We start from the raw sequence: 24,801 nt of genomic DNA on the forward strand, positions 1-24,801 counted from the left end.
GCTGCCTTTTGCGCAGAGATATTATGTGAGAAGCAGGGTACTCGACCGGGTCCTTTCTGTGGGAACTCCATAGTGGGAGCATGTTGCCAGCGGCAAGCGTATGTTAAATTCAGGCGCGATACTACTCAGATCCAAGACAATCACGGCGAATCCGTTCGCCTGAAAAAGCAATTCAGTCGCCTGAAGTGCCTGCTCCATGGCGACCACAACAGCTTCTGGGCGCCTCCGGGCCTAGCTTCATTTGCGGGGCCCCATTGGGGCGGGTGCAATCTCTCGGGCTTGGATGATAAGTTTTCTCGCGTGTCCTTAAGGTGAGGCGATCCTGGGTTTCAAAAAGGCGCTGCCTGCTCCCGAAAACCCTCTGATCTCCGTGCGTGGATGTGGTCCGAAGTCACTACCGCGCAACTCCTTGATGGGTGGCTTGGGGCGTAGACATTTCTCGGAGACTGAGACTTATTGTGGTTTTTGCTGGGAGCTTTCTTTGAATATTCAGCAACGTGTCCAGAGCAGTCTAACCCAACCAGCTCCGTGATTGTACCAACTAGAATTGCCTCCCGAGAAGAGATCCCAAAGGTGGTCAATTCCTGTGGAAGCGACCGGTCGGATACTCTTCGGAGCGGGTGTTCGTGCAGATGGAGTTTTACGAGCTAAAGAACGAAGTCAACCGGCTGTATATCGCAACGTTCGGAACGGAAACGGCTACAACACAAATCCGAATTTGATCCAGAGCATTGGGATCATTTGTCTCTCGGGCTCATGCTATATCTCGAGATCATCCCAATATCGATGTAGGTTCGATGACCTGGTTGCTGGCTTGGTAGTGCTGCAGCAGCGTGTCAAAGGAAGGGCACTGACCCCAATCTTCCGCATTGCCGATTAGATAGAGGCGGAGCTTTGCTCTCGTGATAGCCACATTGAGCAGATTGGGTTTCCATGCAGCCCAGGCGCGACTGCCTCGGCCTGCACGCCCTGGCGAGGAGCCCAAAACAAGAATGACTACCTCTGCTTCTTTTCCCTGAAAGGTGTGGACCGTTCCGCATGGTATTTTGCGGCCTCCCGGGAAGTAGCCTGTTTTCCTGATTGCCTCTCTGCAGGAGGTGGCTACTCTTCGAAATGGAGAGATAACATAAATGCTGGCAGGTTTACCTGAACCACTCCTCGGCCAGTCGCTTTTAAGACGGCGAAGCACAGCCTCAAGACAGCGCAGTTCTTCCTTTACAATCTGGCGATCCGACGAGGTGCCACGTACATCGAACCAGGCACTTTCCCCTAAGATGCAATCGATGGTCTCAGGTTGAGTGTTTGCCTGTACCATTTGGCCGTCATATGCAATGGCATTTGAAACTCCGAACATGGGATCGATACAACGCCTATGTGCACGCAAGGGGAGTCCTGTCCATTTGGCTTCTTTGGATCGACGGGTGCTTCCTATATATGCACCCAAGGTCATCGTGCGGTCAGAGATCGTCTGTGCCGATTCCGTCAATGGAGACCACGAGACATCCACATTATTCCTCTTCCGCAATTCCACGATCACGGCAGAGGGAACTGTGACCACGGGTTCAACCTGCATTGGATCGCCGATTACTACGACCCGTTTGCTGCGCCAAAGTGCTCCTGCAACAGATTGCGGAGTCGCTTGACCGGCTTCATCAATTAGGAGCCATCCCAGAGATTCCTGCTCCATGCCGTCGAAAAGACGACCAAAGGATGCAAGGGAACTGGAGACGACCGGTACGGTGAAGAACAGCATGTCCCACACCAAGCTTCGATGTTCCGGAAGAATCGGTTCCGGTGTGTTTCCAGCCAACATAGCTTTTACTAGGCGCAGATTGGGAATTGCTTTCGTCTTGCATGCCTTCAACGTTGCTTCATGTAGGCGTAATGCTGCAAGAAACAGCTTGGAACGAAGCGATTCAAACTCGGGAGATACCCAGACGCTTCCGCGATGCTGTTCTTCCAATGATCGAGCGTAAAATGTATTGTCGGGCAAATTCCCAACAGTTTGGCGTGACGTGTCAATCTTGTTTTCTAGCTTTTGTGTGGCTTTCTTGAATTCCTCAATCTGTTGCTCGGCAGACTGAATTTTGATGTTCAGCTGCGAGGCCGCCAGTTGCTGTTGCGTTTTCAGAGATTCAAGAGCCTTTACGCAACGCGTATACTCTCCATTTGCACTGCCTTGCCGGGTAAGGGCAAGCTTCAGAGCATCATTCGCTTCAGCGCGTGCCATGCGCGCCGCACGTGTGGCTATCTCCCAAGTGCGTACTCTTTCGGTTCGAAAGCCAACGATTTTCAGGCAGCGCTCCCAAAAGCGGGGAGCCTTTTCTGCTTTGGCTAACTCGAATCGATCCTCCGTGCTTTGTGCGGTGAGATTAACCATCCGCGTTACATTGCTGGCTTCGATTGCAATGGCCTTGCTGGTCTCGACAGCCGATTGCGCATCGATCTCGAGTTGTCTTGATCGTGTGTACAGTGAGTTCAGTTCCTGTTGCGCACCTTCGATCTCTTGTTCTGCCGACTGAATCTGAGACGATATCTGCCTGAGCTGTTGTAAAATCCGCTCGATTTCAATGCATCTATATCGGAATCCTTCGACTTCCGAAGCGAGCTCCAAGAACTCTTTTTTCGCTTCTCCCCAAGCTTCTTCCGTTCCTTGATTGGGCTGCATTTCAAGAAGAGACTTGATGTCGCATGGTTCGTTTGGTCCAGGCATTGCCACGAAGTCTTGGTAGAAGGCATCGAGAAACTTGTAGCAGTTCTCCTTGTTCCCAAGCCTGGCTGCAATCAGGCCCCATGCAGCTTTTTTGATATTTGCCTTCTGGAAGATTTTTGTTGCAACTTCCCGGAAATAGCTTGCTTCCGGAAATTCGTCTTGCGCGATTTTCTCTTGAACTGGCAGTTCAAGTGTGATGTTTTCGACAGCGGCATTGTTATTGCTGGTGACTACAATACCCGTGCCCGTAGCAATCTGAGGCTTGAGGGGATTGAATGGTTTGCCCCCGATATCGATCTTCTTCTCGAAGAGCTGCCAGGGATGGTCGAGTTTAGCCAAGCCCTTCGCTCGATTCACAACTACTTCCGCCACCACATCCCGAAGAAGTGTCGTTTTGCCGGTTCCCGGTGGCCCATTGACGGCTATCAATTCTGTATCGGCAGTTAATTGAGAGGTAATCTCTCCCACCGCAGCCTGTTGTGCAAGATATAGATGATGGTGACTCTTCTCCGGCCAACGCCCGGAAGTCAGCTCCTGCGGCGAAACACAATCCGCCATGGCATCTGTCTCAGCGAGAATGTCTCTACGTTTGTCGGCAGAAGACTCCGGGCCAAGATAGCGGCTCAATGCGGTTCCAAACGAGGTTCGTCTCTTTGAGCCAGCAATGGAAATCAGATGATCGAGGTCTTTTAGAGCATTTTTCGAATTAGTGTAGACCATTTATACAGAGACGGAACCAAGCCTGAGCATTATCAGGGGAAATAAGCTTGAGAGCGTCGGCTATAGCTTGCTCAAGGGATTCTCTGGTTCTAGCTTTGGCAGCCCGAAGCAGTTGTTTGAGCTTAGCCCAAGCCTTTTCGATCGGATTCAGATCGGGCGAGTAAGGCGGCAGGTATAGCAATTCTGCTCCAGCGGCCTCGATCAGCCTCCGTACGCCGTTGACCTTATGGGAACTCAAGTTGTCCATTACCACCACATCGCCAGCTGTCAGTGCCGGACAGAGTATGTGTTCGACATAGGCTAGGAATATCTCCGCATCGGTAGCGGCTTCGATGGTCATCGTTGCTACCATGCCACGAAAACTCATTGCTCCCAGGATGGTCATGATTTTCCATTGTCCTCCAGGAGTAGATTCGTGTATACGAGTGCCTCCGAGGCAACGGGCATAACGCCTCGTCATCGAAGTTGTCACACCACTCTCGTCAAGGAAGATCAGCCGTTCCAGACTTGTCGCCTGGATCTTGGCGACAAATTCTTGGCGTCGCTGGCGGTTCGCTTCGGTATCGCGTTCACTGGCATAGAGCGACTTTTTTTCAGCCGTAAACCCAGTTTCCGAAGTAGAAACCAAATCCGCCCCAAGCTCAGTTCCACGCTTGCTTCATTGTGCAACTTTGCTTGCACTTCAGCCAACGTTAAATCCGGCTCCGCTTCCACCCACGCTATTACCTGCTTTTGCTCTCTGGCTCCGACGTGTGGTTTTCTCCCGGGACGATGAACAACTCGCTCGGCTTGACCACTATGCTTCCGCTGGCTGGAAACCTTCTTCGCCCAACCTACACTTACTCCAAATAGCTCTGCCAATTCCTCCAGCGTCCCATTCCCATCATCATAGGCTGCTAGGAACTTACGTCGCAGATCATCTTCGTAGGCTTTCGCCATTGCTTTGCTTGTCGCTGAGTTTCGCCATGCTCAGTCTACACTAATTCGAAAAATGCTCTAGGTAGAAGGAATTGAGAAAGTCGACATCTGGGGAGAGGGAAGAATCCTCCTTGTCGGCTCGGCGCTTCCGCATACTGGATTTGATCAGCACCCGATAGGGTTGATCTTTGACCTGCTGGGGAAATGGCTCGAGAGCATGTTGCAACTCTTCCTCCAGATCATCCCAGTCAATAGAGTGCGAGGTATTGTCCTGCTCCGGAATTTCCTGATCTTTGCCCGAAACGGCCGAGGTCGAGGGCGTTGGATGGTTTTACTCTGTTTTATTCTCGGTAGCTTTCGTCTCGCCTTTTTGTGCCTTGTTTTTCGTTAGAACGCGGCGTTCGAAGAAATCATTAATAGACTTTTGAATGTCCGAATTTAGGTCATCCAGTGTCTTGCGGGCTCGCAAACGCTGTATGCCTAATGAAAAACTGGCTAAGACATAGGTGTTACCGGCTACTATTCCCTGGCTGTCAACCATGAAGGCGGCCAACCAGCTTTCGCCGCTAATACGCTCAATATCTGTCCGGTTTAGGCTGCAGCTTGGGTTTATCTCGTCGAGGATAATCTTAGCCCAATTTCTAGCCGGAGAAACCGCAAGGAAGACCGCATGTACCCATTCCTCTGATTCGGAAGGAAGTGGCAATGAATCATAACCTTTTTGCCAGGGTAGAAGATCACCCTTCTGAAACGGGGCGGTGATCTGACGTTTATCGCGTGCTATCTTCGGTGCACTGGGGAGATTGAAGATCTCAATGTCACGCCAAAAACGTAGTACATCACACTCGCTCACGAAATAGGCCCTCCAGCAAAGACGTCTTGCCTTGTATTTCATCAGCCTAACAGTCATCTATTGCTGTGTCTGCAGCCTGCTAGCTAAGCGGTCTGAAAAGACGGTCATTCCTTGAACTCTTATAGCTAAACGGGCGTACTATAGATAGGTTTTGGCTGAATCCATATAAAGATGAATTCAAACCATATTACTGGGAAACGGTAATATCGTCTTCCTGAGTTGGTTCTTTGGAGCTAATTCAACTTGCACGATGATTTCGGAAGATAGCGATAGCATCCCTCCTTGCGCGGGAGTGGTACCACTGATTTTCAGGCTAGCATGTATAGGGTTATAATCATATGCGAATGAGCCAATACGACTATGATAGCTTTTATCGCGATGCATCGCGTTACGATGAAATCGACCAGGTTCTTTCTGCGCTCGCACCTTCGAAGCTCTCTGGATCGAAACAAATCAAATTCTATCAATCTTGCCTATCTCGATATGGTGATACAGTATTGGAACTTGGTTGTGGCACTGGAAGAATAACACTCCCATTAAGAGATGCAGGGCTGGAAATCACAGGTCTGGATCTTTCATTCGAAATGCTCTCCAGGGCGAAACAAAAGGAAAGCGGCATCGGGCTTTCTCCTGTCACTTGGATACAATCCGACATGCGACGGTTTCACCTGTCCCGATGTTTTCAATCTGTTATTGCGGTGGCAAATTCCTTCTCCCATCTTGTATCGAGAGAAGATATTGAGGCGTGCTTATCGTGTGTTAGAGAGCACCTGAAGCCTAACGGGCATTTCATTTTTGACCTGCATAATCCATCCGTCTACACGGCAAGCCTAGTCTCAGACCGCTTCATTGTTATCGCAAAATACAGAGATAAAGTAACAAGCGAGATAATACATATTGAGAGAAGCTCCAACTATGATGGAGTGAAACAAACCTGTGTTGAAACGTGGCGGTTCAGACCCGAGAATTGTGGAAATGAAAGCCAAGCGGTACTAACTCTCCGGATGTTCTATCCTCAAGAGCTGGAGGGATTGTTGTACTATAACGGATTCAAGATAGATGAAAGATTCTCTGACTACGCGGGGTCTCCTTTTAGCACCTCATCGCTCAAGCAGATTCTCATCTGCTCTCCAAGATGAGCCCTTCACCGTTCAGAGGTGAGAAATATTCCGTACCGTACAACTGAAGATCAGAGCTGGTGAAGAGTTACGATACCTTGGTTATGCATGTCATGCAGTGCCTGATCGACATCCTGCTCGAGTGTCCCATTATCGTTAAATCGTGCTCTCAAACTTTCGATTAGTTGCGAGATCGTCTGTGCGTGGGCCAATTCTTCCCATATAGCCCCCGCGTATGGATTCAGAACGAAAATTTTGCTTGTTGAAGTGTTATGCAGGTAAAACATGCCATTTTCCCTGCGACACTCGAAGGCATTCGTGCGTTCGATGAACATAAACAAGCCTTTCTGTCAGTTGAGACTGCCCTGAATTGTCGCCTTCTTAATTCGCCTTGGGTGATTCCTGTTGAGAAGCATCCAAGGCGGTAGAGGATTGCAATACTGTTCAAATCTACGTTAAGTAACTGGACAGAATAATGATCGTTCTTTGCTATATATAAATATGCTCAGTCGATCTACGTACACCGCTTAGTACACGAGGGTGATCGCGCTGTACGTGCAGGGATATGTTCCAAGGTGGCGGCTATGACACAGAGTGGACTAAAGATGCAGTCTGGATCCAGGAAACTAGTGGTCTCATAGTGAGTATTCGTTTGCTCCCTTGCTTCTTTACCTCTGCGACTATGTGGGCACTCCCTCGCTGATTACTGCGAAGCCAAAGCCCCGATACCAGAACACAGCAACACGTCTAAAATTGGCGATGCTAAACAATTATTCTGCTGCAGCTACCAACCCGGGCACAGTAAGGCGGCAACATAATATCGTACATCGCCGGGTTATCGGGACCTTGCTGGGTAAGAGTATCAGAAGAGAATTCTCTACATAGGTCTTCACGTTCGAACGACTGGATGACAGGATGCCCCCATTCAGGAATCAAGCTGCCAGTGGAAATTGTAGACATGTTATCTCCTAATTACCAAGTTAATAGGAGGCTAAGTATAACATTATTATGCGGCTGTGATGGTCGTCACTTGTGCCAGTGATGTTGTGGTAACTCTTTGATTTCAGGCCTGCCTGGGCAATGAATGGCAAGATATTCGATTTGCTGATGTGATAGGCAATGTAAATCGATATTTATAGTGTTATAACGAAGTTGGAAGTTGGGGCGTCGCGGAGATAGCTCTTTATGCGGATGAGCCTATATGTATTTCGAGTTGACATTCCGGATTTACCAAACTCGCTATTGGTAAATGGAAAAAATGGGAAGATCGTAGAAGTTGAAAGTGTAATCGCGGATATAGTTACGAATCCTAGATTCAATGGGGACAATCAAGTATCCTGCCAAATCTTCGGCGATATTGCTGCTCAAACAGGGAAGGAAGTCGTGGACGCCCTACGGGAGTCCTGTATCCTGACCGATCTGTCTGAAGAGGATGAGCAGCAACAAATGGCGGAGTATATACGGATGCTGCATCAGCAGACGGTATCAGCTCCCACGTTCTGGCTAATTCCTACGTATCGATGTAATCTGCGATGTTCTTATTGTTATTTGTTTTCTCCACAGCCGGGGATTCGGAGGGATTTAAGGAAGTCTTTGGTCATGAGCCGAAGCATGATTGACTCATGTTTTAATGCAATGCAACGTATTCACCCAATAACAAAAGGAACCTCCCTAACAATTAGCGGAGGTGAGCCGTTGCAAAAGGATTGCCTTGATGCTACTCGGTATGCCGTAGAACGGGCCAGCAGTGTAGGTTATCAGGTGAATATTATTAGCAATTGCGTCGAATTGGATACATGTCTGAAGGCAATTTCTCCGAACTCCATAGCCTCAATTCAGGCTACGCTCGATGGGCCACGAGAGCTACACGACACGAGAAGAGTTGGCAAGAGGGAAGTGTCTACCTACGATTGTATAATTCGCAATATTTCTTTAGCTCTGGAATCCGGAATCGCCGTTTCGCTGAGAATTCATGTTGATCCAGTTTCCCTCCCCCTTCTTCCGAAGCTACTGAAAGAAGTTGAAATCCTAGGCTGGTGCAATTATCGCCACTTTACCTCCTACCTCGCTCCACTTGAGGGTACATGGATCGAACCGAGTGAAATAGCGGAGTTGTATAGACAGAATAGTGCTCCGATTTTCTTGCAACGGCTCGAAGGAAGAGGTGGCCTGCGCAATATGGTCAGTCAGCTATTTACTGGAAATGGGTTCCCCGTTGCCGTAAATCACTGCGGGAAACAACGTGGGATGTATGTGTTCGATCCAGAGGGGCGAATCTATGATTGTAGTGAAGCGCTGGGCTGCCCGCAGGAGGCCGTCGGATCTTATACGCTTGTCGACCACCACCTATTTCAAAAAAGGATTGATCTCTCGCGAAGGCGCATTGTTTGCGATATCCCTGCTTGTAGACGTTGTCCTTTCCTCCTGATGTGTGGCGGTGGCTGCGAGTTTCAGAGTCGCATTGCTTGGGACGAGAAGCAAAAGCTAAAGGATGGAAGGTATTGTGGTGGTCTACCGGACGCGATCATTGGAGAGATCCAGCGTGCGTACATAAGGCATAGCGCGTTAAAGGTTATGAAAAGTATAAACGAGAGGTAAAAATCCCCTTCAAAGAAAGTGGGACTGCGAGGTCTGTTCAATGCAGAAAACAGTGAGAGGAAGAGGCTATGAATGAATCTCCGAGAGTTCTTCTCGTTTCGATGCCATGGGCAAGTGCTGACATTCCACCTATCCAGCACGGCGTACTGAAAGCATATCTACGGCGGGAGGGAATTATGTGTGACACCTTCGCCGCTTTTCTACCCTTAGTTACTGCGCTAGGCCTCAAGGCCTATGAAGCTCTCGCATCGGGGGGATGGATTTCAGAACTGCTTTTTGCAAGGGCTATGAATGAAGATTCTTCTGTAGATCCGGAAATACTGGCCCAGCTGACCAATCGTGTATTGCACTATAGCGGTGAGAGTATGAGTCCCTCCTGTGCCCAGGAACAGATTGATCAGTACTTCGAAAGCCTATGGAGTAATGTGAACTGGAAAAGTTATTCCATCATCGGTTTTAGTGTGACATTCACGCAGCTCACAGCTTCGTTGGCTTTAGCGAAACGAGTTAAAAATGATTATCCTTCTATAAAGATCGTATTCGGAGGTGCCCATTGCCGGGGAGAGATGGGAAAAAGTCTTCTGGAGGAGTTCAATTTTATTGACGCCGTTGTAGATGGCGAAGGCGAGAGGACATTTGTAGATCTTGTTCGAGCCATGGTGGACGGGGAGACAAGGGCAATTCCCGGAGCAATTCATAGAAACGGGCCTATGCTATGTATCGGCCCTGCGCGTTCTTTGATCAACGATCTTAATGAGCTTCCTTATCCCGACTATAAGGACTACTTTGATCGCCTGGTATCTACTCCTATCCTTCAGCCGATGGTGGTAATTCCAATTGAAGGGTCACGCGGGTGTTGGTGGGGGCGATGTAGCTTTTGTGCGCTGAATAATGGGGTCACCAGTTATCGGTCAAAAAGCCCTCAAAGAATTGTCAACGAAATATTGAATGGATTAGCCCGGTATCAATGTCTCCGGTTTTGCTTCGTTGATACTCTTCTCGATTATTCTCACCTCGATGAGTTACTGGATCTTTTGATAAAAGCCAGGGAGGAGCACGAGTTTGTTCTCTCTGGGGAATTTAGGGCGAACTTGAGGAAAGAACAGGTTCGCAAACTGTATGAGGCTGGTTTTAGGTGCATTCAGATCGGCGTTGAGAGTTTTAGTTCCAAAATTCTCAAGAAAATGAGAAAAGGAACCTCTGCTGGATTAAACGTGCAAGTCCTGAAGTGGTGCCAAGAATTTGGTATACGGGTGAAATACAATATTATTGGTAATTTTCCAACTGAAGCAGTTGGCGAGATTGATGAGATGCTCCAGATGATGAGACATCTTCATCATCTGGAGCCCCCTTTCCTTTCGGGATACAGCCTCCAACGAAACAGTCCTATCTTTTCCCAACCTGAAGAATTTGGACTTGAGAATATACGTCCGATGGACTGGTACTCGGAAATATTCCATGTAAGTAATGTCCAGGAATTTTGCGCTCTGGAGTACTCTTTCCAAGAGAGCGGATCAGCTTTACTGGCGGATGCTAGAGCACAGTTGGTCGACGAGCAGGCGCTTTGGCGCGCGAAGCATTACTTCTGTTCCTATTCCTCCATCTCTCAGCTGGATCCCAGAAACCTAGTTAGGCCAGAGCTCTGTGTACGCGATGGTGGTGATTTTCTGGAGTTCTTCGATTCCAGACCTGAAAAAGCTGTTATTCGGCAGGTTGCTAATTCTGTGGCGAGAGACATCTATCTGTACTGCGATTCACTGAGATCTATGGAGGCCATCTATAGTCACTTTAACTATGTTCCCCGTGTCTATATCGATAAAGTCATCGACAACTTCTTGAATAATGAGTTAATGATTCGGGATGGCAACATCCTCCTCGCAATCGCTGTGAAGTATAAGCATAATGCACTGCGTTATCGCTGTAGCGAATCGGCGGAAGGGGCCTAGAATGAAGCCCTCAACGTAAACTTGGAGAGATACCTAGGACTTGACTAAGGGAATTATAGAAAGAGTGGCCGGAAATTGAAAAGGGAAGCATCGTATGAGGCGCTTGTGCGATGTTCGGGTGAGCGATGAAAACAGCATCGGAGATGAATGATAGGGAAGGCTCCTACGCAGGGACTGATATAAAAGAAGCGTATTTCCATTATCTTCAGGAGGCATCGCAAAGACAAGCGAAGGAGACGGTACGTGAGCAAAAACTCGGATACTCAAAATTGGCTTTGTTAGCTCTATTGGTCGTGTTGACAGCGACGGCATTGCGAATCCATGTTGTCTTTTTCAGCGTTCCGCCATTGATTCTCTCTTTAGTCATGCTGAGTGTATGGCATGAAAGGGTGTTACGGTCGGCCAAAAGAGATAAGAATGTATGCGAGTTTTATGAGGCCGGTATAGCAAGGCTCGATGGAAGTTGGTTAGGTAAAGGAGAAACAGGAGAGCGATTCGGGAGCTCATCACATCCATATGCGCGGGATCTAGATTTATTTGGGAAGGGATCTCTATTTGAACTCTTGTGCACGGTTCGTACCAGAGCCGGTGAGTCAACTCTAGCGAACTGGTTGCTAGCGCCAGCCTCGATTGAAGAAATCCGCATAAGACAGGCTGCCGTTACGGAGCTTAAGGACCAGATCTCCCTAAGAGAGCGACTTTGGACCTTAGGTACTAATGTCAGGATTGGTGTAAGACCTGAAGCCTTGTGTGCGTGGGGAGAGGGAGAAAGCAGATTCCGATCCAGGGCATTAGGCCTCTGTACTGCGGCACTGGTGGTTCTCGGGGCTTTGGGTGTGGTGATTTGGGCGTTGGTGGGACTAAGTATTCCACTATGCATCATCTGCGGCTTGGATGTCTTTGTCACAATATCAATTCATCAGCGTCTTGAAAGTGCTATCAGCAGTATCGAGAAGGCAACACCAGAACTGGAGCTCCTTGAACAAATTCTCGAAGTGTTTGAGGGCACTACATTCTCATCTCCTAAACTGCAAGGGCTACAGAAGGCATTGATCCATGAGGGCGTGTTTCCTTCAGTGGCTATACGAAAGCTTCGGCGAATTTCCGAATGGTTAGATTCGCGACGGAATGTATTCGTTCGTAGCTTAGATCTCATCACTTTCTATTCTCTACAGCTTTTGTTGGCAACTGAACGCTGGCGAACAAAATACGGTCGAAATATCCGGCAGTGGTTATCGCTACTCGGCGAGTTGGAGGTATTGGTGGCGCTGGCATCGTATGCGTACGAACATCCCAGAGATGTATTCCCTGTATTTATAGACGGGGATGTCGGATACCTGAATGCTGAGGGTATGGCTCATCCGCTTCTTCCAGAAGCCGTAGCTGTTCGAAACGATGTGACTCTTGGTTCGGACATGAAACTGATGATCATTAGCGGTCCCAATATGTCCGGCAAGAGTACCTTTATTCGCGGAATTGGTGTGAATGTAATTCTAGCCAATTGTGGAGCCCCGGTACGTGCTTCCAAATTTACCCTATCCCCTCTAGCCATGGCAGCTTCCATTTGCGTCTTGGACTCGCTGCAAGGAGGTGTTTCACATTTTTATGCCGAGCTTCGCCGACTAAAATGTATTTATGATCTAACCCTCCATCGGACCCCTGTCTTATTTCTACTGGATGAACTATTGTCCGGAACGAATTCTGATGATCGCATGATCGGTTCTCGGTTCTTTCTACAAAGCCTCGTAAAGAGGGGCGCCATTGGTATTGTTTCTACCCATGACCTAGCCCTCACGAAACTTACGGATACATTGGGAGGCGTCGCTCGAAATTTTCATTTTGAGGATACAGTGGATGGTGATAAGTTGAATTTTGACTTTACGTTGGCACCTGGTATTGTGAGAACCAGAAATGCATTGAAGCTAATGAAAATAGTGGGATTGGATGTAGAAACACCAGAGGCTCTTTTGACCTGAATGATTGTGTCATCAGTCGCTCGGTTCAAATTTGTGCTTCTGGTGGTGCCCCGCCCTGTTTCCCTGGCGGGCCATACCTTGAGTTTCTAGTTGGAAGAGAGTGTATCTCGTTCGTTATGGCCTCCCTAATTCTTTGTTCGAACTCCCCTCCCTCGGAGAGACGGTGACGGCCTAGGCCGTACCACTTGGCTCAACGGACTACCCCACACGCGAGGCCACGCTTCTTGACTTGCAGGTAAGTTTGCCCGGGCCGCAAAAGCCAATACAGTCGAACCTGCTAACTTGTGCGATTGACGGAACGGCGGGCCCTGCTCTTGGCCGCAGGCCATTTTAGTATCACATTGTGGCTCAGCCATTGTTTGGAGAATCTGACTCCCTTCTCGCTACCGCATCTGCTGCACTTGAGACAAGGACCATGGATTGCGACCCGATCACTAAAGCAAAGGCGGTGAGAAAACTGAGAATGTTGGAACCGACGAAATGGGAAAATCTGTGAGGGGACGCTAGGCCTGATGAACTTACCACGCATGCGCGATGCATTTATTTCCATGTGCAAAACTTGCCAGGACATAAGGTATTACCGGCTACTGTTCCCTGGTTGTCAACCATGAAAGCGGCCAGCCAGCTTTCGCCACTGATCCGCTCAATATCTGTCCGGCTTAGGCTGCAGCTTGGGTTTATCTCATCGAGGATAACCTTAGCCCAACTTCTAGACGGAGAAACCGCAAGGAAGACCGCATGTACCCATTCCTCCGATTCGGAAGGAAGTGGCAATGAGCCATAACCTTTTTGCTAGGGTAGAAGATCACCCTTCTGAAACGGGGCGGTGATCTGACGTTTATCGCGTGCTATCTTCGGTGCACTGGGAAGATTGAAGATCTCAACATCGCGCCAAAAACGCAGTACATCACACTCGCTCTCGAAATGGGCCCTCCAGCAAAGACGTCTTGCCCGGTATCTCATCAGCCTAACAGTAATCGGATCAAGTTAGATGCGTGGATACGAAGAGATACCCAATGCAGAGGTGTGTCCTGTTCCCGGGGCTTTCGAAGCTGCTAGCTTGGGCGGAGTCTCAACTGTCGAGAATCGTTATAGTCAAGATAGTTGATGATAGAGAAATGATAGGTCAAATTGAGCAAAAGAAGAAGAACATGCGCTCACTGCCGAAATCGTTTTCGATGTCTTAGGGCCTTCCTACTAGAGGTGTATCAATAAATGTCTCTGGTTCTGGAAATATTAAATATATAAGGATTTCTGCCGAAGTGTTACTATGCATCGATTTAGAGTTTGGAGAACTGAAGATATGAAAATCATTATTGCTATGGTTCTCGCTATTATCCTTCCTGCTACAGCCTTCGCTGGAGATAATGGCTATAAAGTTACCTATGATGGTGGGTCTATTCCAGATACCAAGTCCGGCAGTAGCCTAAAGCTGTATATCGATACGGCAACGATTCGATTTGTGAAAGACAGGACTGAGGTCGTCAAGATTCCGGCAACGGCAGTTACTGAAATCAGTTATGGACAGGACGTCCATCGCCGTGTTGGTGCAGCAATCGGTGTTGGGGTTGTTACGCTCGGCCTAGGTGCATTAATGGCTCTTGCGAAATCGAAGAAGCATTTTGTGGGGGTCACTTGGGCGGACGGCGACAAAAAAGGTGGTCTTGCGATGCAATGTGACAAAAATGATTATCGCGGGATCTTGGCCGGGCTTGAAGGCATAACAGGGAAGAAAGCAGTCAACTCAGAAGCGATGACGGTTAAAAACTAGGAGTGGATACTATTCATCTAGAATGAAGTCTCCGTCGATGTGTTTTAGGTGGAGGGTTCCTTCGCTTATGGCCCTGATGTGGTAGCGAATCATCAAGACTGGTCCGTGTGCTCGTAGATGGGTACGAGCTTGAGGGGGTATTGTTTTGTCGATTCCAGTACGGATGGGTAAAGGAAGACGTTGTCACTTTGTCGCGATCGTCCTTCTTTATTTAACTGACCACAAACTACAGTCCGTCTCAGATTGAAGTGTTGTAGTTTTTGATTCCGTATTTGCTTGTAGACTATATCTGCCTATAGCTTTCGCTAGAATATCGCTGTGCAGATGCGTGAAGAACAGGAAGCTATCAAATCTATTTTTGCTCTCCTAATTGAGACTCAGGTTCTCAATAGAAAAGACAAAGAGCAAATGTCTCTTCGAAATGTTTTGCGAGGGTTCCTTTCGGATTTAGAGGGAAAGTTGCTCCTTGTTTCCGGTGTGTTGTTCGCAATTGGTGGCGCAATTGGCGGGGCACTCAGGGTTCCCCCTATTGCCTCGGCTTTACCACTATATGCTATAAGATCTTTGCATACCCTTGCACTGCTTCTTCTACTATTTGCGACTCTGGGGAGTTGGGTCTCAGAGTGTGTTGTGGCATATCGATCTTCGAAAGCGCTCTTTCCTCCTCTGAAGTTTTTTTTAGAAGTAGAATCGAAATATTCGATTGACGATTATGAACTTCTTCAACGACTAAGAATTAAGCCCCCTCCGCTTCTTAAATATGTTGGAACTCGCCTACGCATGAGAGTTGATTTTGTGCGTGGCAGAACAGGGCTGATGGTCGGCACTCTCGACAAAGTCGGAATCATACCTCTAGTCGTAGGTTGGATTGCTGTTGTGGTCAATTTGTTTAAGGAGAGATTATTTGCGGTCTCAGATATAGAGATCGGTATGTCGATATTGGGAGGTCTTTATATCCTTGCAGCGATATCGATTGCTTCGACAATCAGGCTCGAGCAGCTTGCTCAATTGGTGGATATGGCGGCCACCAAAGATGAGAACCCCGCCGCTTCAAATATTCGGATGCAAGAAAAAATAACGATGGGCCGAGAAGTGACCCCTGGTTGAATCGCGGGTCTCATCAGAGGTTAATAGCGTAGGGGGAGCCAATATGCTTGGTCCATTTGCTTAAAGAACAGAGTCGTTCCCAAAAATGGCGATATCGGTAGGAGCACTCTACTCTTCACAGCATATCTGCGACAATAGTGATATGGTCGCAGATTTCGCAAGATGTTATCTGATGGAGACACAACTAATTCGATATATGGAGCCGATATCTTTGGGGGGAGTTCCCCGCCGCAATGATAGGCTCACCGTTGGAGAAAATAGCTTCTGTTGGCATTTTTACTGATAATTCAGAGGAACCACTAGCCCAATTGATAATCTAGTCTAGTCGATCTCCATCAGATTCAAACTTGCGTACTTGATTCCGCCGGGGATTTACGTATGCCACCTCTAATGGCGAATGGAAACTAATGACAGCTCGATATTCGCCACGGCTAGCTCTGCAGATGATAGTGATCCAGTTCTTGAAGATTGACTCAGTTAGCCAAGAACTTTGGTTTGTTTCTTGGCCAAAATCCGACGTCTTTTCTGAAAAACGAAGAGATATTCTTTAACCGGTTTTCGAAACGTGGGATCGGGGGCAACACAACTGGCTCTCGATAACGAGTGAATCTTGCAGAAAGGTGTATTGGTAAATAACTGTTTGATGCTTGAATGGTGGGCGTTGCTTACGATTACAGTAGCTCCTCGTCTTGCTGCTTCCATGGCAGCAGCAGCAAGACGTTCCTGGTCCTGCCACGAGAAGATGGACTCGTTATATCGCCGAAAGCCATTACTGTCATGGGCTACGGTATAAGTGGGGTCACAGTATGCCACATCCCCGGTGCCCAGAATATCTAATTGGCATTCAAAATCACAACATTTTAATTCCACAGTTTTTAGTGCTGTGGCTGCGTTCGCGAGGAGGTTCTGATCCCACAATATCGCAGGTGTCCTATTTCCTCCTCCATACGGGACATTGAATTCGCCCTTTTGATTGAGCCTATAGACGCCACCAAACGAAGTTCTATTCAAGTACAGAAACCGAATGGCTTTGAGCATAGGATCCGACGGATTTTCCCTTCGTAATTTTGAATATACTTCAGCACTCACAGGCATGTGCTTTAGTTTGCTCAACAAGGTTTGGTGATTCTGTTTGACCTGTTTGTAAACATTAATAAGGTCGAAATTAATATCAGAAAGAGTCGCTTTGGGAGGAAGACATTCAAAAAAGACAGCTCCACCTCCTAGGAATGGCTCGCAATAGCGGCCTTCGAGATTCCTCTTCACCAGTTTAGCGATATACTTTGCAGCCCAACGTTTACCTCCAGGCCACTTAAGGAATGGCTTCAAAGTGCACTTCCATTTGGTAGGCTGGTGATATCTTCAAGATCATACCTCCAGTAAACGCCAGTTGGGATTACATCGACAAAATCATATCCCTCTGGAAGATTGTAGAGTACGATCGGGTACTGTAGACAGATTGCTCTTAATGTCATTCCTAGCGAATGGGGTTTTGTTCCACAACAGAGATATGAGATCTCCTGGTCATCTGGTTTTTCTAAACAGGCAGTGGATAGGTTTTTCCACGCTTCTATGCAATCTCCAGCCGCCGCATTTACGATCTGATTCTTGGGTATACAATAATCCGAGAAGATTCTTTTATTCCGTTCGTGAGCTTGCTTAACATAGCCTCTTTTAACGGCCGGCTTGGGGAAAAGAATAGATACAAGATCTGGATCTTCCTTGGCTAGTACTCTGGCTGTTCTGGTTCCCTCAAAACCAACAGAAACAATGAAGTGTTTCTTTTTCCCCGGCTGAGAGAAGCCCTCTAGAAATGGGATTGGGACAGCTTTCCAGTGGCCAATTGTGAATGGGTAGTCTCTAGAGAGAGGTAGGTTCTTGCGCCCATAATTTCCTTCTGCATAGAAGATCGTAATCTGACGTGCTAATCCCTCTGTAAGGACACCTGCTAAGGCACCCAAAGTGTAAAAGCGGGGTGTAGTACAGAGATCTATGAACATCGAGAGAGGTGACTTCTTTTGCTCTACTATTTCCTTTATTCGATCCCACAGTTTGGACCAGAGGCCATGAAGGTCCGCTGCATTACCATTGATAATGATAGGTTGTGAATCTGTTGTTTGGAGATAGGAAAATATTAGTGCCTGGTGTTGTAGCTTGAGATCCTGCCCATCCTTGGCCTCAAGGTCTAGCACAATAGCTTGTGCAAAGGTCGCTCCGGTTTGAACTGCACAAACAGATCTTCTATCCCAACTCGGGGAGAGAATAGCCAAGTCATAGTGATTGGGAATGCAATTCTCAATTGAGGAGAATCTAGAGGCTGTACCATGGATAAAGTCATCGCGAAACGCAGTATTCATTGATCACCAAAATCGTCACTGAAGAGAGATAATGTACCTTGGACCCCAGATATCCGGTCACATATGTCATTGATGAGCTCAGCTTTTTTTGTTTGATCATTAAGGGAACTCATCTGGACAATGTCGAGAAGTGGTAGGGTAACTCTATAGTAGGCTCCTCTATAAGAAAAACCATACGCTGCAGCAAGGGAACAATGAACACGAAAAAGCCAATGTTCCTCGGTCTTTTCTATAATTCTAAGAAAACCTGCCTCTGATGCTTCTTGAATCAATCTAAGCGTATGGTTGAGATGGGAATCTTCTTTTCGGATTAATAGGCGAAATACCCCTCTTTCAGTGCTTGCTAATGCCTTGCCGTTTGTATCATCAGTTTGTAATCTCTCCGTGAGCCGCGCAAGTGCGTCAACCAGGAGGTCCAGTTCTTGAGGTGAGCTGACTCCAGATACAGGTAGTGAAACTTTCTTTTGAAGACTAGCTGTTGACAACGCCGCATGCTGATGATCAATCGGTACGCGTTTTTGTAAAAACGAGGTCGCAGCTGTTTTTGACTTGAGAAAGATTTCATGCATTTGCGCAAGATAGTCCCGGATGCATTTATCACTCATTTGCAATAGCATGTCGGCCGAGGCATATTTGACGGCAAAGCCGTGTTCCTTGCAAATAAGAAGATAGGCTGAAACCATCTTTTTACGAAGTTCAGCACTATCCTGAGCACGTCGTTCCCAGCGCTTAGTGGTTGGGCCCGGAATATCAATAGCTCGCTTTTCGATTAAATATGCTTGATATATAGGAGGTGCTTTCGATAGTCCGGGCGAGTCTGGGTGAATGTCTCTGTAAAATGCCGTATTTTGTAGCTCAAGTGCTTTCCCCAGTAGGTCGCGAGCATCTCTTGCGGTAGATGCTTTGATCATCGAGAAGAGAAGTTCGTTAATATCCAAGTTACCTAGGAGGGAATTAGTTCGAAAACGAATGTTCTTCTTGTTTAGTTGTCTTTCAATTCTGACTGATGCTACTCCTTCGCAAAATATGCGGAAATCCTCGTGTGAAAGATCATCAAGATATATAAGTTCTCGGTCAGCTTTTTGGATGGTCATTCCCGGAATTACAGTACTGGTCATATCGTCCATCATGCGAACATACGAGATAACGAAAAATAATGGGAAGGAGGAAAGACGAACAAGACTGTTAACGATCTTTTGCTGGAAGGGACTTAGACATTCTGCTTCGTCAAGGCAAACCTTGAAATGGATTTCCTTGCCATAGCCCTTCCCGTTTTCACAAAACTCTGAGAGTCGCTTTGCTATTGATCGTCCAAATTCTCCGATCTGTCCGGGAGGTACGAGGTGAGACAGTTGTTCTAGAGTTTGGATATTCTTTACATGTTTTTCGAGAGAAAATCTTGTTTGTTCAAAGATTGTTCCTAGCTGTTTGAAAGTCTTGCAGTCAAAGTCTTTCTCTGGCATTAATAAGTAATGATACTGTTGAACAATGCCTTTGACTGTTTTCTGTTCGGATTCAATATCTACTTTGAGGATTTTTTTGACGGTAAGATATGCTAAAGCCTCCAGAAGCTCCTTAATCCAGATTAGATCAAGATAGTATGCAAAAACAGCAGCTTTTAATACTTCATTGACGTTTCCAAGAAGCGTGTCTAAGCTTGATAAAATAAACTCTGGCGTCCTTAAATAGATGCCTACGTAACCGCGCTTGCCACTGTTCTGTAGCTTATTTGCCAGAGACTCATTTGCCAGTTGCTCTTTCCAGCTCAGAGCTGTCAACAGTGTTGTCTTTCCCGTACCCCGACTACCGATGAGATATACCGGTTTCGACTGTTCTAACCTGGCGAATACATCATTGGGGAGGAAATACAAGTGTATCCGCTCATGTTCAAAACGAGACAATGTAAATGGGGATGCGTATTTCATGGTACCAGCTTTCTGATCTGCCAGTATTCAGGGTCCTGATCCCGATTATCAATTTCAACGAAGCCAAACCACTCCCCTTCTCGTGCAAGGTCGGCGGCGCTTGTCTTTGTTAATCGACCGACTCCTATTTTCTTTGCGTTTTCTATCGCGTCCGGAAAGCGTATCGAGCCTGCCGGAATGGCATTAAAAAATTGAAGTAGTTGTTTTGAGCTGTTAACTCGACTGAGCGCTGGTTGCCTCAATGGCAATCTAATTTCTTTTGTAACAATGTCTCCGTCATCGAGCTTCAATTTGGAAAGCGTGATTATACATCCAAGCGGGGTGCCAGTCTTACTTATCTCAAGAGTGATCTTATTAAAGCCACGACTTAACTGCGGTGCGGATATGCAGATGAGTTGAGAGAATCCTTTATTGGGATCGTGTATCTCTTCCACCGGATTTTCATGGATATGTCCATGACAATATAAAATTGGACGGTTAAGTCCTGCCAGGCGTGACCTTAATGCTCCTGAATTAATGAGCTCTGTATACATGTCTACACGGAGGAGGGCCTGCGGTAATATATTATGGTGTGAAAGCAAGATTGGAACTCGATTCAAAGGTAGTTCTCGTATTGAGTCGCAAACCTGCTCAATATCATCCTTCGCGATAGCTGGAGTGTCGAGTGTTTGACCTGTTAATGCGAAAGCTGCGTCAGGATCCGCTGTCTTAGAATATTGGGTAAGTACCTTTTCAAACTGAGTTCTGATCTCTTTGGGGAACCATTTCTCTCCACACCCAAGTGAAGAGTTGATGGAAAAGATAGTTGTGCCAACTCCGTCTTTGGAAAGAACGGATGTGGATCTTGCTTCCTTCACTGTCAAAATGGGCATTCCACGAGCGGACCAGAGTTGTGAAAATGCCTCGAATTTCTTGTATAGATCTTCTCCGTGGGGATCTACTTTTGTGCGATCTACATCATGATTACCGGGTACCGCATGTAGATGCTCTAGTTTGTAATTCGAAAGCAATAGAGATTTGTCAAGATACTCCAAACAGTCGCTGTAGTGGCTTAGGTTTCCTTTAGTCGTTAAGTCACCACAAATTAGAACAGCATCAACTTTCTCCTTTAGTATTCTCCTCATCACGGTCTGGAGTGGGCGAAGTTGCGTCTGCGTAGATACTGAGCTTGGGAATGCAGAATCCTTTAAATCTGAATTTATTTCTGTATTAGTATCCGGGAAATGAATATCCCCGATTTGAAGTAGTTTAATGGTCTTCATTGCCCGGAACAAACCTTCCCTTTCCTCCTGGAGGGAGGATGAAGAAGCGGAATTCTCTGCTTCACGCAGAAAATATAACTATCACATTACCCTGGTTGATACCAAGATGTTCTGCGATTTGAAGTGACTGAGATCACCTTGAGTTTCAGGAATAAAATCAAGCTGGCAAAGATTCTGTAGTCAGCCCAAAGAGCTAGCTGTTGTTTACATTAATTCATGGAACATATTCCATTACACACCTTTGTATCAATAGGCAGCATGAGTTCTTGGCTCTTCATCAGTCGGATTGTGACCGGACACTACTCTGCAGATTCGAATCTTTTGGAAATCTGGGTCTCATCATTTTAGTTCGATTAGAGGTATTGCTGGGCATCATTGTTTAACGTAATATAACTACGGATTTTCTCTGAAACGAGGACCTTGCTTATAGTTCTTTAATTATTGCATCAGGGCCAAAGTCAAAAAAGTCACGCACCGGTATACCGAGTGTAATAGAGAACGACTCGATTGATTCGAATGACGGAGCATTCAAGCCCCGTTCAATTAAGCTAAGAAAATCAATGGAAATGTCAAGAAGTTCGGCAAATTCCTGCTGCGTCATCCCTTTGCGTTTGCGGATGGATCGCAACTTTTTCCCGAATTGCCGACGCAGAGTAGCCACCCTCGAAGTGTGGAAGAATAGGGTGGTAAATTACACCGAATATTATTACGGATTTCGGCATAAATCTTTCAGAAATACCCCAGATCCGAAGACTTTCTGTGTGTGGCCCTACGTTGGGCAGGTCCGGGCAAATGTCTTCTACTTTCCAATTCGCCGAAGCAGTCAGACAGGAAGAGCATTCGGGCGGGGAACTGCGCCAACTCTTCATCAGTCGCTATGCGGAGATTCTGGGCTGGGCTCTTCGGCTGACGCATTCTGATCGTGCGGCTGCCGAGGACCTAGTGCATGACGCCTATGTCGATCTCGCGACCTCGGCGGCCGATATTCGAGCCGTGGGGAACCTGGAAGGTTATCTCTACCGGGCGCTGAAGAACCTGAATTGTACCCGCATCCGTAGGGTCTGGAAGCACCAGCATGAGGATTTGGAGGTGCTCGATTACGACTCGCTCCACATCCGGCTGCGGGTGAATCGTGCCTCCGATCAGGTCGAGTTTCAGAATCAGATTTTGCGGTTGTGTCACTTCCTGTGCTGGCGGAAGGTGTCGACTAAGTCCGCCAGCATCCTTTTATTGCGTTTCTTCCGGGGCTTTTTGCCGGAGGAGATTATGGCGATTGCGGGACTCTCCCGGGCATCAGTTGATAGTCAGATCCGGCTGGCTCGCAGGGAAGGGAAGCTCTTTCTCGAAAAACCGCAGGAGTTCCGTTTTACGCCGCCCAAGGCTAAGAAATTCAGCTCGGCCTTTGAAACCGGCGATCTCGTCCGCAATCTGCGTGCGCTGATCAGTGCGGCAAGGGAAGGGGAATGCCTTGCTTTGACCGAAGAGGGTAGGGGAACTTTAACGACGGCGCAACTGAGCCATGTTGTGAGCTGTGACACTTGCCTCTCTTCTATTACGCGGCGCCTCAGGATCGATTCACCCTCGGAGCGGTGGCCCTTGGATGGCGGGAACTCGGAGGATGAACTTCATCGGGCCATGCAGAGCGTACGGGAATTGCAGGCTCACGAGCCAGAAGCTCTAGTTTTGGCGGTAAACGGCAACGAGCTTCGTCGTTGGCCGGTGGAGCCATGCCAGACCGTTTCCATAGCTTCCGAGCTTCGTTATCTTGAGGTCTTCAGCGGGCAGGGAATGCGCCTGCTCTATCTCGATCTCGAATCGGATTCGTGCTGCGTTCAGCCGCAGACGAGACGTACTGTCCGGCTGGGGCGCGACTTGGCCCTCGATGTCTCAGTCGAATGGTACGGAACTGTCTCCCAGATCCGCGTGGAATATGCCATGCCTGCGGTCAGGAAGCTTCCGGAAGAAGCACCCAGGCGGAATCTGTGGAGGAATCTGCTGACCTGGTTGCAGTGGAATCCCGCACCGTCGGCGGTTCTGGCGGTTTCCTTCCTTTGTTTGATAGCGGTTTGGCTCTGGAGTGGGCGGCAACCGGCAAAGCCGGAGGTCGAATCTGTCCTTGAGCGCTCGATTCAAGTGGAGATTGCCGAGTCGGTCATGGCCAGCCATCAGGTTCTTGCGTTCGAAGAGGCCGCGAGTTCAGGTGAGACGCTCCACTCTGGGCAGGTAGAAGTCTGGCGCGGGGCGGGGAGGTTGACCAAGCGCTTTTTGCCGCAAGCGGGCGGCCAGTCTGAGAATTCGCCTATTGAAGAGGCTCAGAGGAATGCAGAAGCCGTCCCGGATTGTCTTGAAAGGAGAAAAGAGTGGTCGTGCGATCTTTCCCCTGTATGGCTCAGGGAAGGACAGCCGAGTCTGACGCTCGATAGTGATGGGGACTACTACCGCATCGCTTATCAGCGGAAAGCGGATGTTGCGACCTCTGTTCCCCAAGTGGTGCGGGCGGTGCTGGTCCTCAATCGCCGGTCCTTGCATGTCGAAGAGCAGCGGCTTTGGGTGGCTAGGGGTAGCGAGGTCCGGGAACTTCGCTATCGGGAGATCCGTTACGAGACCCGAGCGGGTACTCCGCCTGCGGAGGGAGGACAACTGTATCGGCAGAAATTTCATGTGCCGAGTGGCACTTCCCGGAGTGGCGATCTTCCTCATCTCGCTCTTGCGGCTGTGCAGTTGCTGCGCAGCCTGGGGGGAGATACGGACCTGCTCCTGAGTCTGCGGAAAACGGCGTCCGGCTCCCTGGTCATTAGTGGGTCTTTGCCAAGTGAATCTGAGGCGGCACGAGCACGGCGAATGCTCGCGCCGCTGGCAAGAACGGGCAAGGTCATTCTGGAGATTCACTTCATGGGTGAAGGGCAGGTACGGGAAGCTAGTTCGCAGCTGGCTCCTGTTGCCCTGATGAGCTATGAGGTGAATGCGGCGAGGACTCCCGCCGACGACGAACTGCGGCCAGCCTTCAGGAAACTCGGTGTAGGCGATACGCAAGTGGATACGGCGATTCGCTCATTTACGGAGGCGGTGCTGGGGGACAGCGCTTCCGCGCATCGGGATGCTTGGAGGCTGCAGCAGTTCAGTACCTTCTTTTCTCCCAACGAAGTGCTCTCTTTGAGCGCGGAGGATCGCGATACGTGGTTGAAGTTGCTGAGCGATTCTCTGGGCTCGTTGCGGTCGGACCTGGGAAGGCTCGACCAACGACTCGGCAATCTCCCTTTCCCCGGAAGATCGATAAACACACAACAGAAAGACGAAGCTCCGCCAGGAAGTCCGCCATATTTCGAGCGGATAGCGGAGATTGTGCTGCGGACTAAGCATCTTGAACACGATTTGACCAGCGCGCTCACGGTACGGGCCGGAGTACAGCAGGAAAGCGTCCCGAAACTAGAGGACACGTATCAGCAAATAAAGATTGCCGAGTCACTTTTATCCGATATGCAAACGCAGGTCAGGTCCTACTCAAAGAAGGAATGAGGGAGAGCCTGCGCCTGTTTC

The 24,801-nt window shown here is 48.2% G+C and carries 16 protein-coding genes; 7 read left to right on the forward strand and 9 right to left on the reverse strand.

Annotation, left to right across the window (positions count from 1 at the left end; translation table 11 throughout):
• Positions 1-772: 772 nt before the first annotated feature.
• The 3 genes from AC6I7T_RS23200 to AC6I7T_RS23210 all read right to left on the reverse strand — a co-directional run bounded on the left by AC6I7T_RS23200 (position 773) and on the right by AC6I7T_RS23210 (position 5,246).
• On the reverse strand, positions 773-3,433 hold the full coding sequence (locus AC6I7T_RS23200) for a DEAD/DEAH box helicase (RefSeq protein WP_497790145.1): 2,661 nt from the start codon (positions 3,431-3,433) through the stop codon (positions 773-775).
• Positions 3,420-4,061 carry an IS630 family transposase gene (locus AC6I7T_RS23205; protein WP_497788089.1) on the reverse strand — a complete coding sequence of 214 codons (642 nt, stop codon included), beginning with the start codon at positions 4,059-4,061 and terminating at the stop codon, positions 3,420-3,422. The genes AC6I7T_RS23200 and AC6I7T_RS23205 overlap by 14 nt, the downstream gene beginning before the upstream one ends.
• 621 nt (positions 4,062-4,682) lie before the next feature.
• Positions 4,683-5,246 carry a hypothetical protein gene (locus tag AC6I7T_RS23210; RefSeq protein ID WP_497790146.1) on the reverse strand — a complete coding sequence of 188 codons (564 nt, stop codon included), beginning with the start codon at positions 5,244-5,246 and terminating at the stop codon, positions 4,683-4,685.
• Positions 5,247-5,548: 302 nt separating this feature from the next.
• Here AC6I7T_RS23210 and AC6I7T_RS23215 point away from each other — a divergent pair, with 302 nt between their 5' ends.
• Positions 5,549-6,343 (forward strand): class I SAM-dependent DNA methyltransferase, encoded by a 795-nt coding sequence (locus AC6I7T_RS23215; protein ID WP_497790147.1) that lies wholly within the window; start codon positions 5,549-5,551, stop codon positions 6,341-6,343.
• A gap of 50 nt (positions 6,344-6,393) precedes the next feature.
• Here AC6I7T_RS23215 and AC6I7T_RS23220 read toward each other — a convergent pair whose 3' ends face one another.
• Positions 6,394-6,657, reverse strand: a complete 264-nt coding sequence (locus AC6I7T_RS23220; protein ID WP_497790148.1) for a PqqD family protein — start codon at positions 6,655-6,657, stop codon at positions 6,394-6,396.
• 1,129 nt (positions 6,658-7,786) lie between these two features.
• Here AC6I7T_RS23220 and AC6I7T_RS23225 point away from each other — a divergent pair.
• The 5 genes from AC6I7T_RS23225 (at position 7,787) to AC6I7T_RS23245 (ending at position 15,720) form a co-directional block, all read left to right on the forward strand.
• Entirely contained in the window at positions 7,787-8,920 is a 1,134-nt protein-coding gene (locus AC6I7T_RS23225; RefSeq protein WP_497794639.1) for a radical SAM protein, read from the forward strand.
• 68 nt (positions 8,921-8,988) lie between these two features.
• Positions 8,989-10,866, forward strand: a complete 1,878-nt coding sequence (locus tag AC6I7T_RS23230) for a RiPP maturation radical SAM C-methyltransferase (RefSeq protein ID WP_497790149.1) — start codon at positions 8,989-8,991, stop codon at positions 10,864-10,866.
• 836 nt (positions 10,867-11,702) lie between these two features.
• A complete protein-coding gene (locus AC6I7T_RS23235) occupies positions 11,703-12,842 on the forward strand; it encodes a MutS-related protein (RefSeq protein ID WP_497794640.1) in 1,140 nt (379 codons plus the stop codon).
• A gap of 1,303 nt (positions 12,843-14,145) precedes the next feature.
• Positions 14,146-14,613, forward strand: coding sequence for a hypothetical protein (locus AC6I7T_RS23240; protein ID WP_497790150.1), 468 nt, complete (start codon positions 14,146-14,148; stop codon positions 14,611-14,613).
• Between the two features lie 324 nt (positions 14,614-14,937).
• Positions 14,938-15,720, forward strand: coding sequence for a hypothetical protein (locus tag AC6I7T_RS23245; protein WP_497790151.1), 783 nt, complete (start codon positions 14,938-14,940; stop codon positions 15,718-15,720).
• 477 nt (positions 15,721-16,197) lie between these two features.
• Here the strand turns inward: AC6I7T_RS23245 and AC6I7T_RS23250 are convergent, their stop codons facing one another.
• The 5 genes from AC6I7T_RS23250 to AC6I7T_RS23270 form a co-directional block, all read right to left on the reverse strand.
• Positions 16,198-17,049: a DNA adenine methylase gene (locus AC6I7T_RS23250; protein WP_497790152.1), complete on the reverse strand. Its 852-nt coding sequence runs from the start codon at positions 17,047-17,049 to the stop codon at positions 16,198-16,200.
• The gene (locus AC6I7T_RS23255) at positions 17,046-18,077 is read right to left on the reverse strand and encodes a hypothetical protein (RefSeq protein ID WP_497790153.1); all 1,032 of its coding nucleotides are present in this window, start codon (positions 18,075-18,077) and stop codon (positions 17,046-17,048) included. Before AC6I7T_RS23255 ends, AC6I7T_RS23250 begins: the two co-directional genes overlap by 4 nt.
• Positions 18,074-20,002: an ORC-CDC6 family AAA ATPase gene (locus AC6I7T_RS23260; protein WP_497790154.1), complete on the reverse strand. Its 1,929-nt coding sequence runs from the start codon at positions 20,000-20,002 to the stop codon at positions 18,074-18,076. Before AC6I7T_RS23260 ends, AC6I7T_RS23255 begins: the two co-directional genes overlap by 4 nt.
• Positions 19,999-21,264 (reverse strand): metallophosphoesterase family protein, encoded by a 1,266-nt coding sequence (locus AC6I7T_RS23265; protein WP_497790155.1) that lies wholly within the window; start codon positions 21,262-21,264, stop codon positions 19,999-20,001. Before AC6I7T_RS23265 ends, AC6I7T_RS23260 begins: the two co-directional genes overlap by 4 nt.
• A 424-nt stretch (positions 21,265-21,688) precedes the next feature.
• Positions 21,689-21,925 (reverse strand): helix-turn-helix domain-containing protein, encoded by a 237-nt coding sequence (locus AC6I7T_RS23270; RefSeq protein WP_497790156.1) that lies wholly within the window; start codon positions 21,923-21,925, stop codon positions 21,689-21,691.
• Between the two features lie 131 nt (positions 21,926-22,056).
• Between AC6I7T_RS23270 and AC6I7T_RS23275 the strand changes: the two genes are divergently transcribed.
• Entirely contained in the window at positions 22,057-24,780 is a 2,724-nt protein-coding gene (locus tag AC6I7T_RS23275) for an RNA polymerase sigma factor (RefSeq protein WP_497790157.1), read from the forward strand.
• The last annotated feature ends 21 nt before the right edge of the window (positions 24,781-24,801 follow it).

The sequence above is a fragment of the Humiphilus diazotrophicus genome, from assembly GCF_059726315.1.

Bases quoted from the DNA above. Each gene is read 5' to 3' on its own strand.
- AC6I7T_RS23200 (WP_497790145.1), bottom strand. From the start codon at position 3,433: ATGGTCTACACTAATTCGAAAAATGCTCTAAAAGACCTCGATCATCTG.
- AC6I7T_RS23210 (WP_497790146.1), bottom strand. From the start codon at position 5,246: ATGAAATACAAGGCAAGACGTCTTTGCTGGAGGGCCTATTTCGTGAGC.
- AC6I7T_RS23215 (WP_497790147.1), top strand. From the start codon at position 5,549: ATGAGCCAATACGACTATGATAGCTTTTATCGCGATGCATCGCGTTAC.
- AC6I7T_RS23220 (WP_497790148.1), bottom strand. From the start codon at position 6,657: ATGTTCATCGAACGCACGAATGCCTTCGAGTGTCGCAGGGAAAATGGC.
- AC6I7T_RS23225 (WP_497794639.1), top strand. From the start codon at position 7,787: ATGCTGCATCAGCAGACGGTATCAGCTCCCACGTTCTGGCTAATTCCT.
- AC6I7T_RS23230 (WP_497790149.1), top strand. From the start codon at position 8,989: ATGAATGAATCTCCGAGAGTTCTTCTCGTTTCGATGCCATGGGCAAGT.
- AC6I7T_RS23240 (WP_497790150.1), top strand. From the start codon at position 14,146: ATGAAAATCATTATTGCTATGGTTCTCGCTATTATCCTTCCTGCTACA.
- AC6I7T_RS23245 (WP_497790151.1), top strand. From the start codon at position 14,938: ATGCGTGAAGAACAGGAAGCTATCAAATCTATTTTTGCTCTCCTAATT.
- AC6I7T_RS23255 (WP_497790153.1), bottom strand. From the start codon at position 18,077: ATGAATACTGCGTTTCGCGATGACTTTATCCATGGTACAGCCTCTAGA.
- AC6I7T_RS23260 (WP_497790154.1), bottom strand. From the start codon at position 20,002: ATGAAATACGCATCCCCATTTACATTGTCTCGTTTTGAACATGAGCGG.
- AC6I7T_RS23265 (WP_497790155.1), bottom strand. From the start codon at position 21,264: ATGAAGACCATTAAACTACTTCAAATCGGGGATATTCATTTCCCGGAT.
- AC6I7T_RS23275 (WP_497790157.1), top strand. From the start codon at position 22,057: ATGTCTTCTACTTTCCAATTCGCCGAAGCAGTCAGACAGGAAGAGCAT.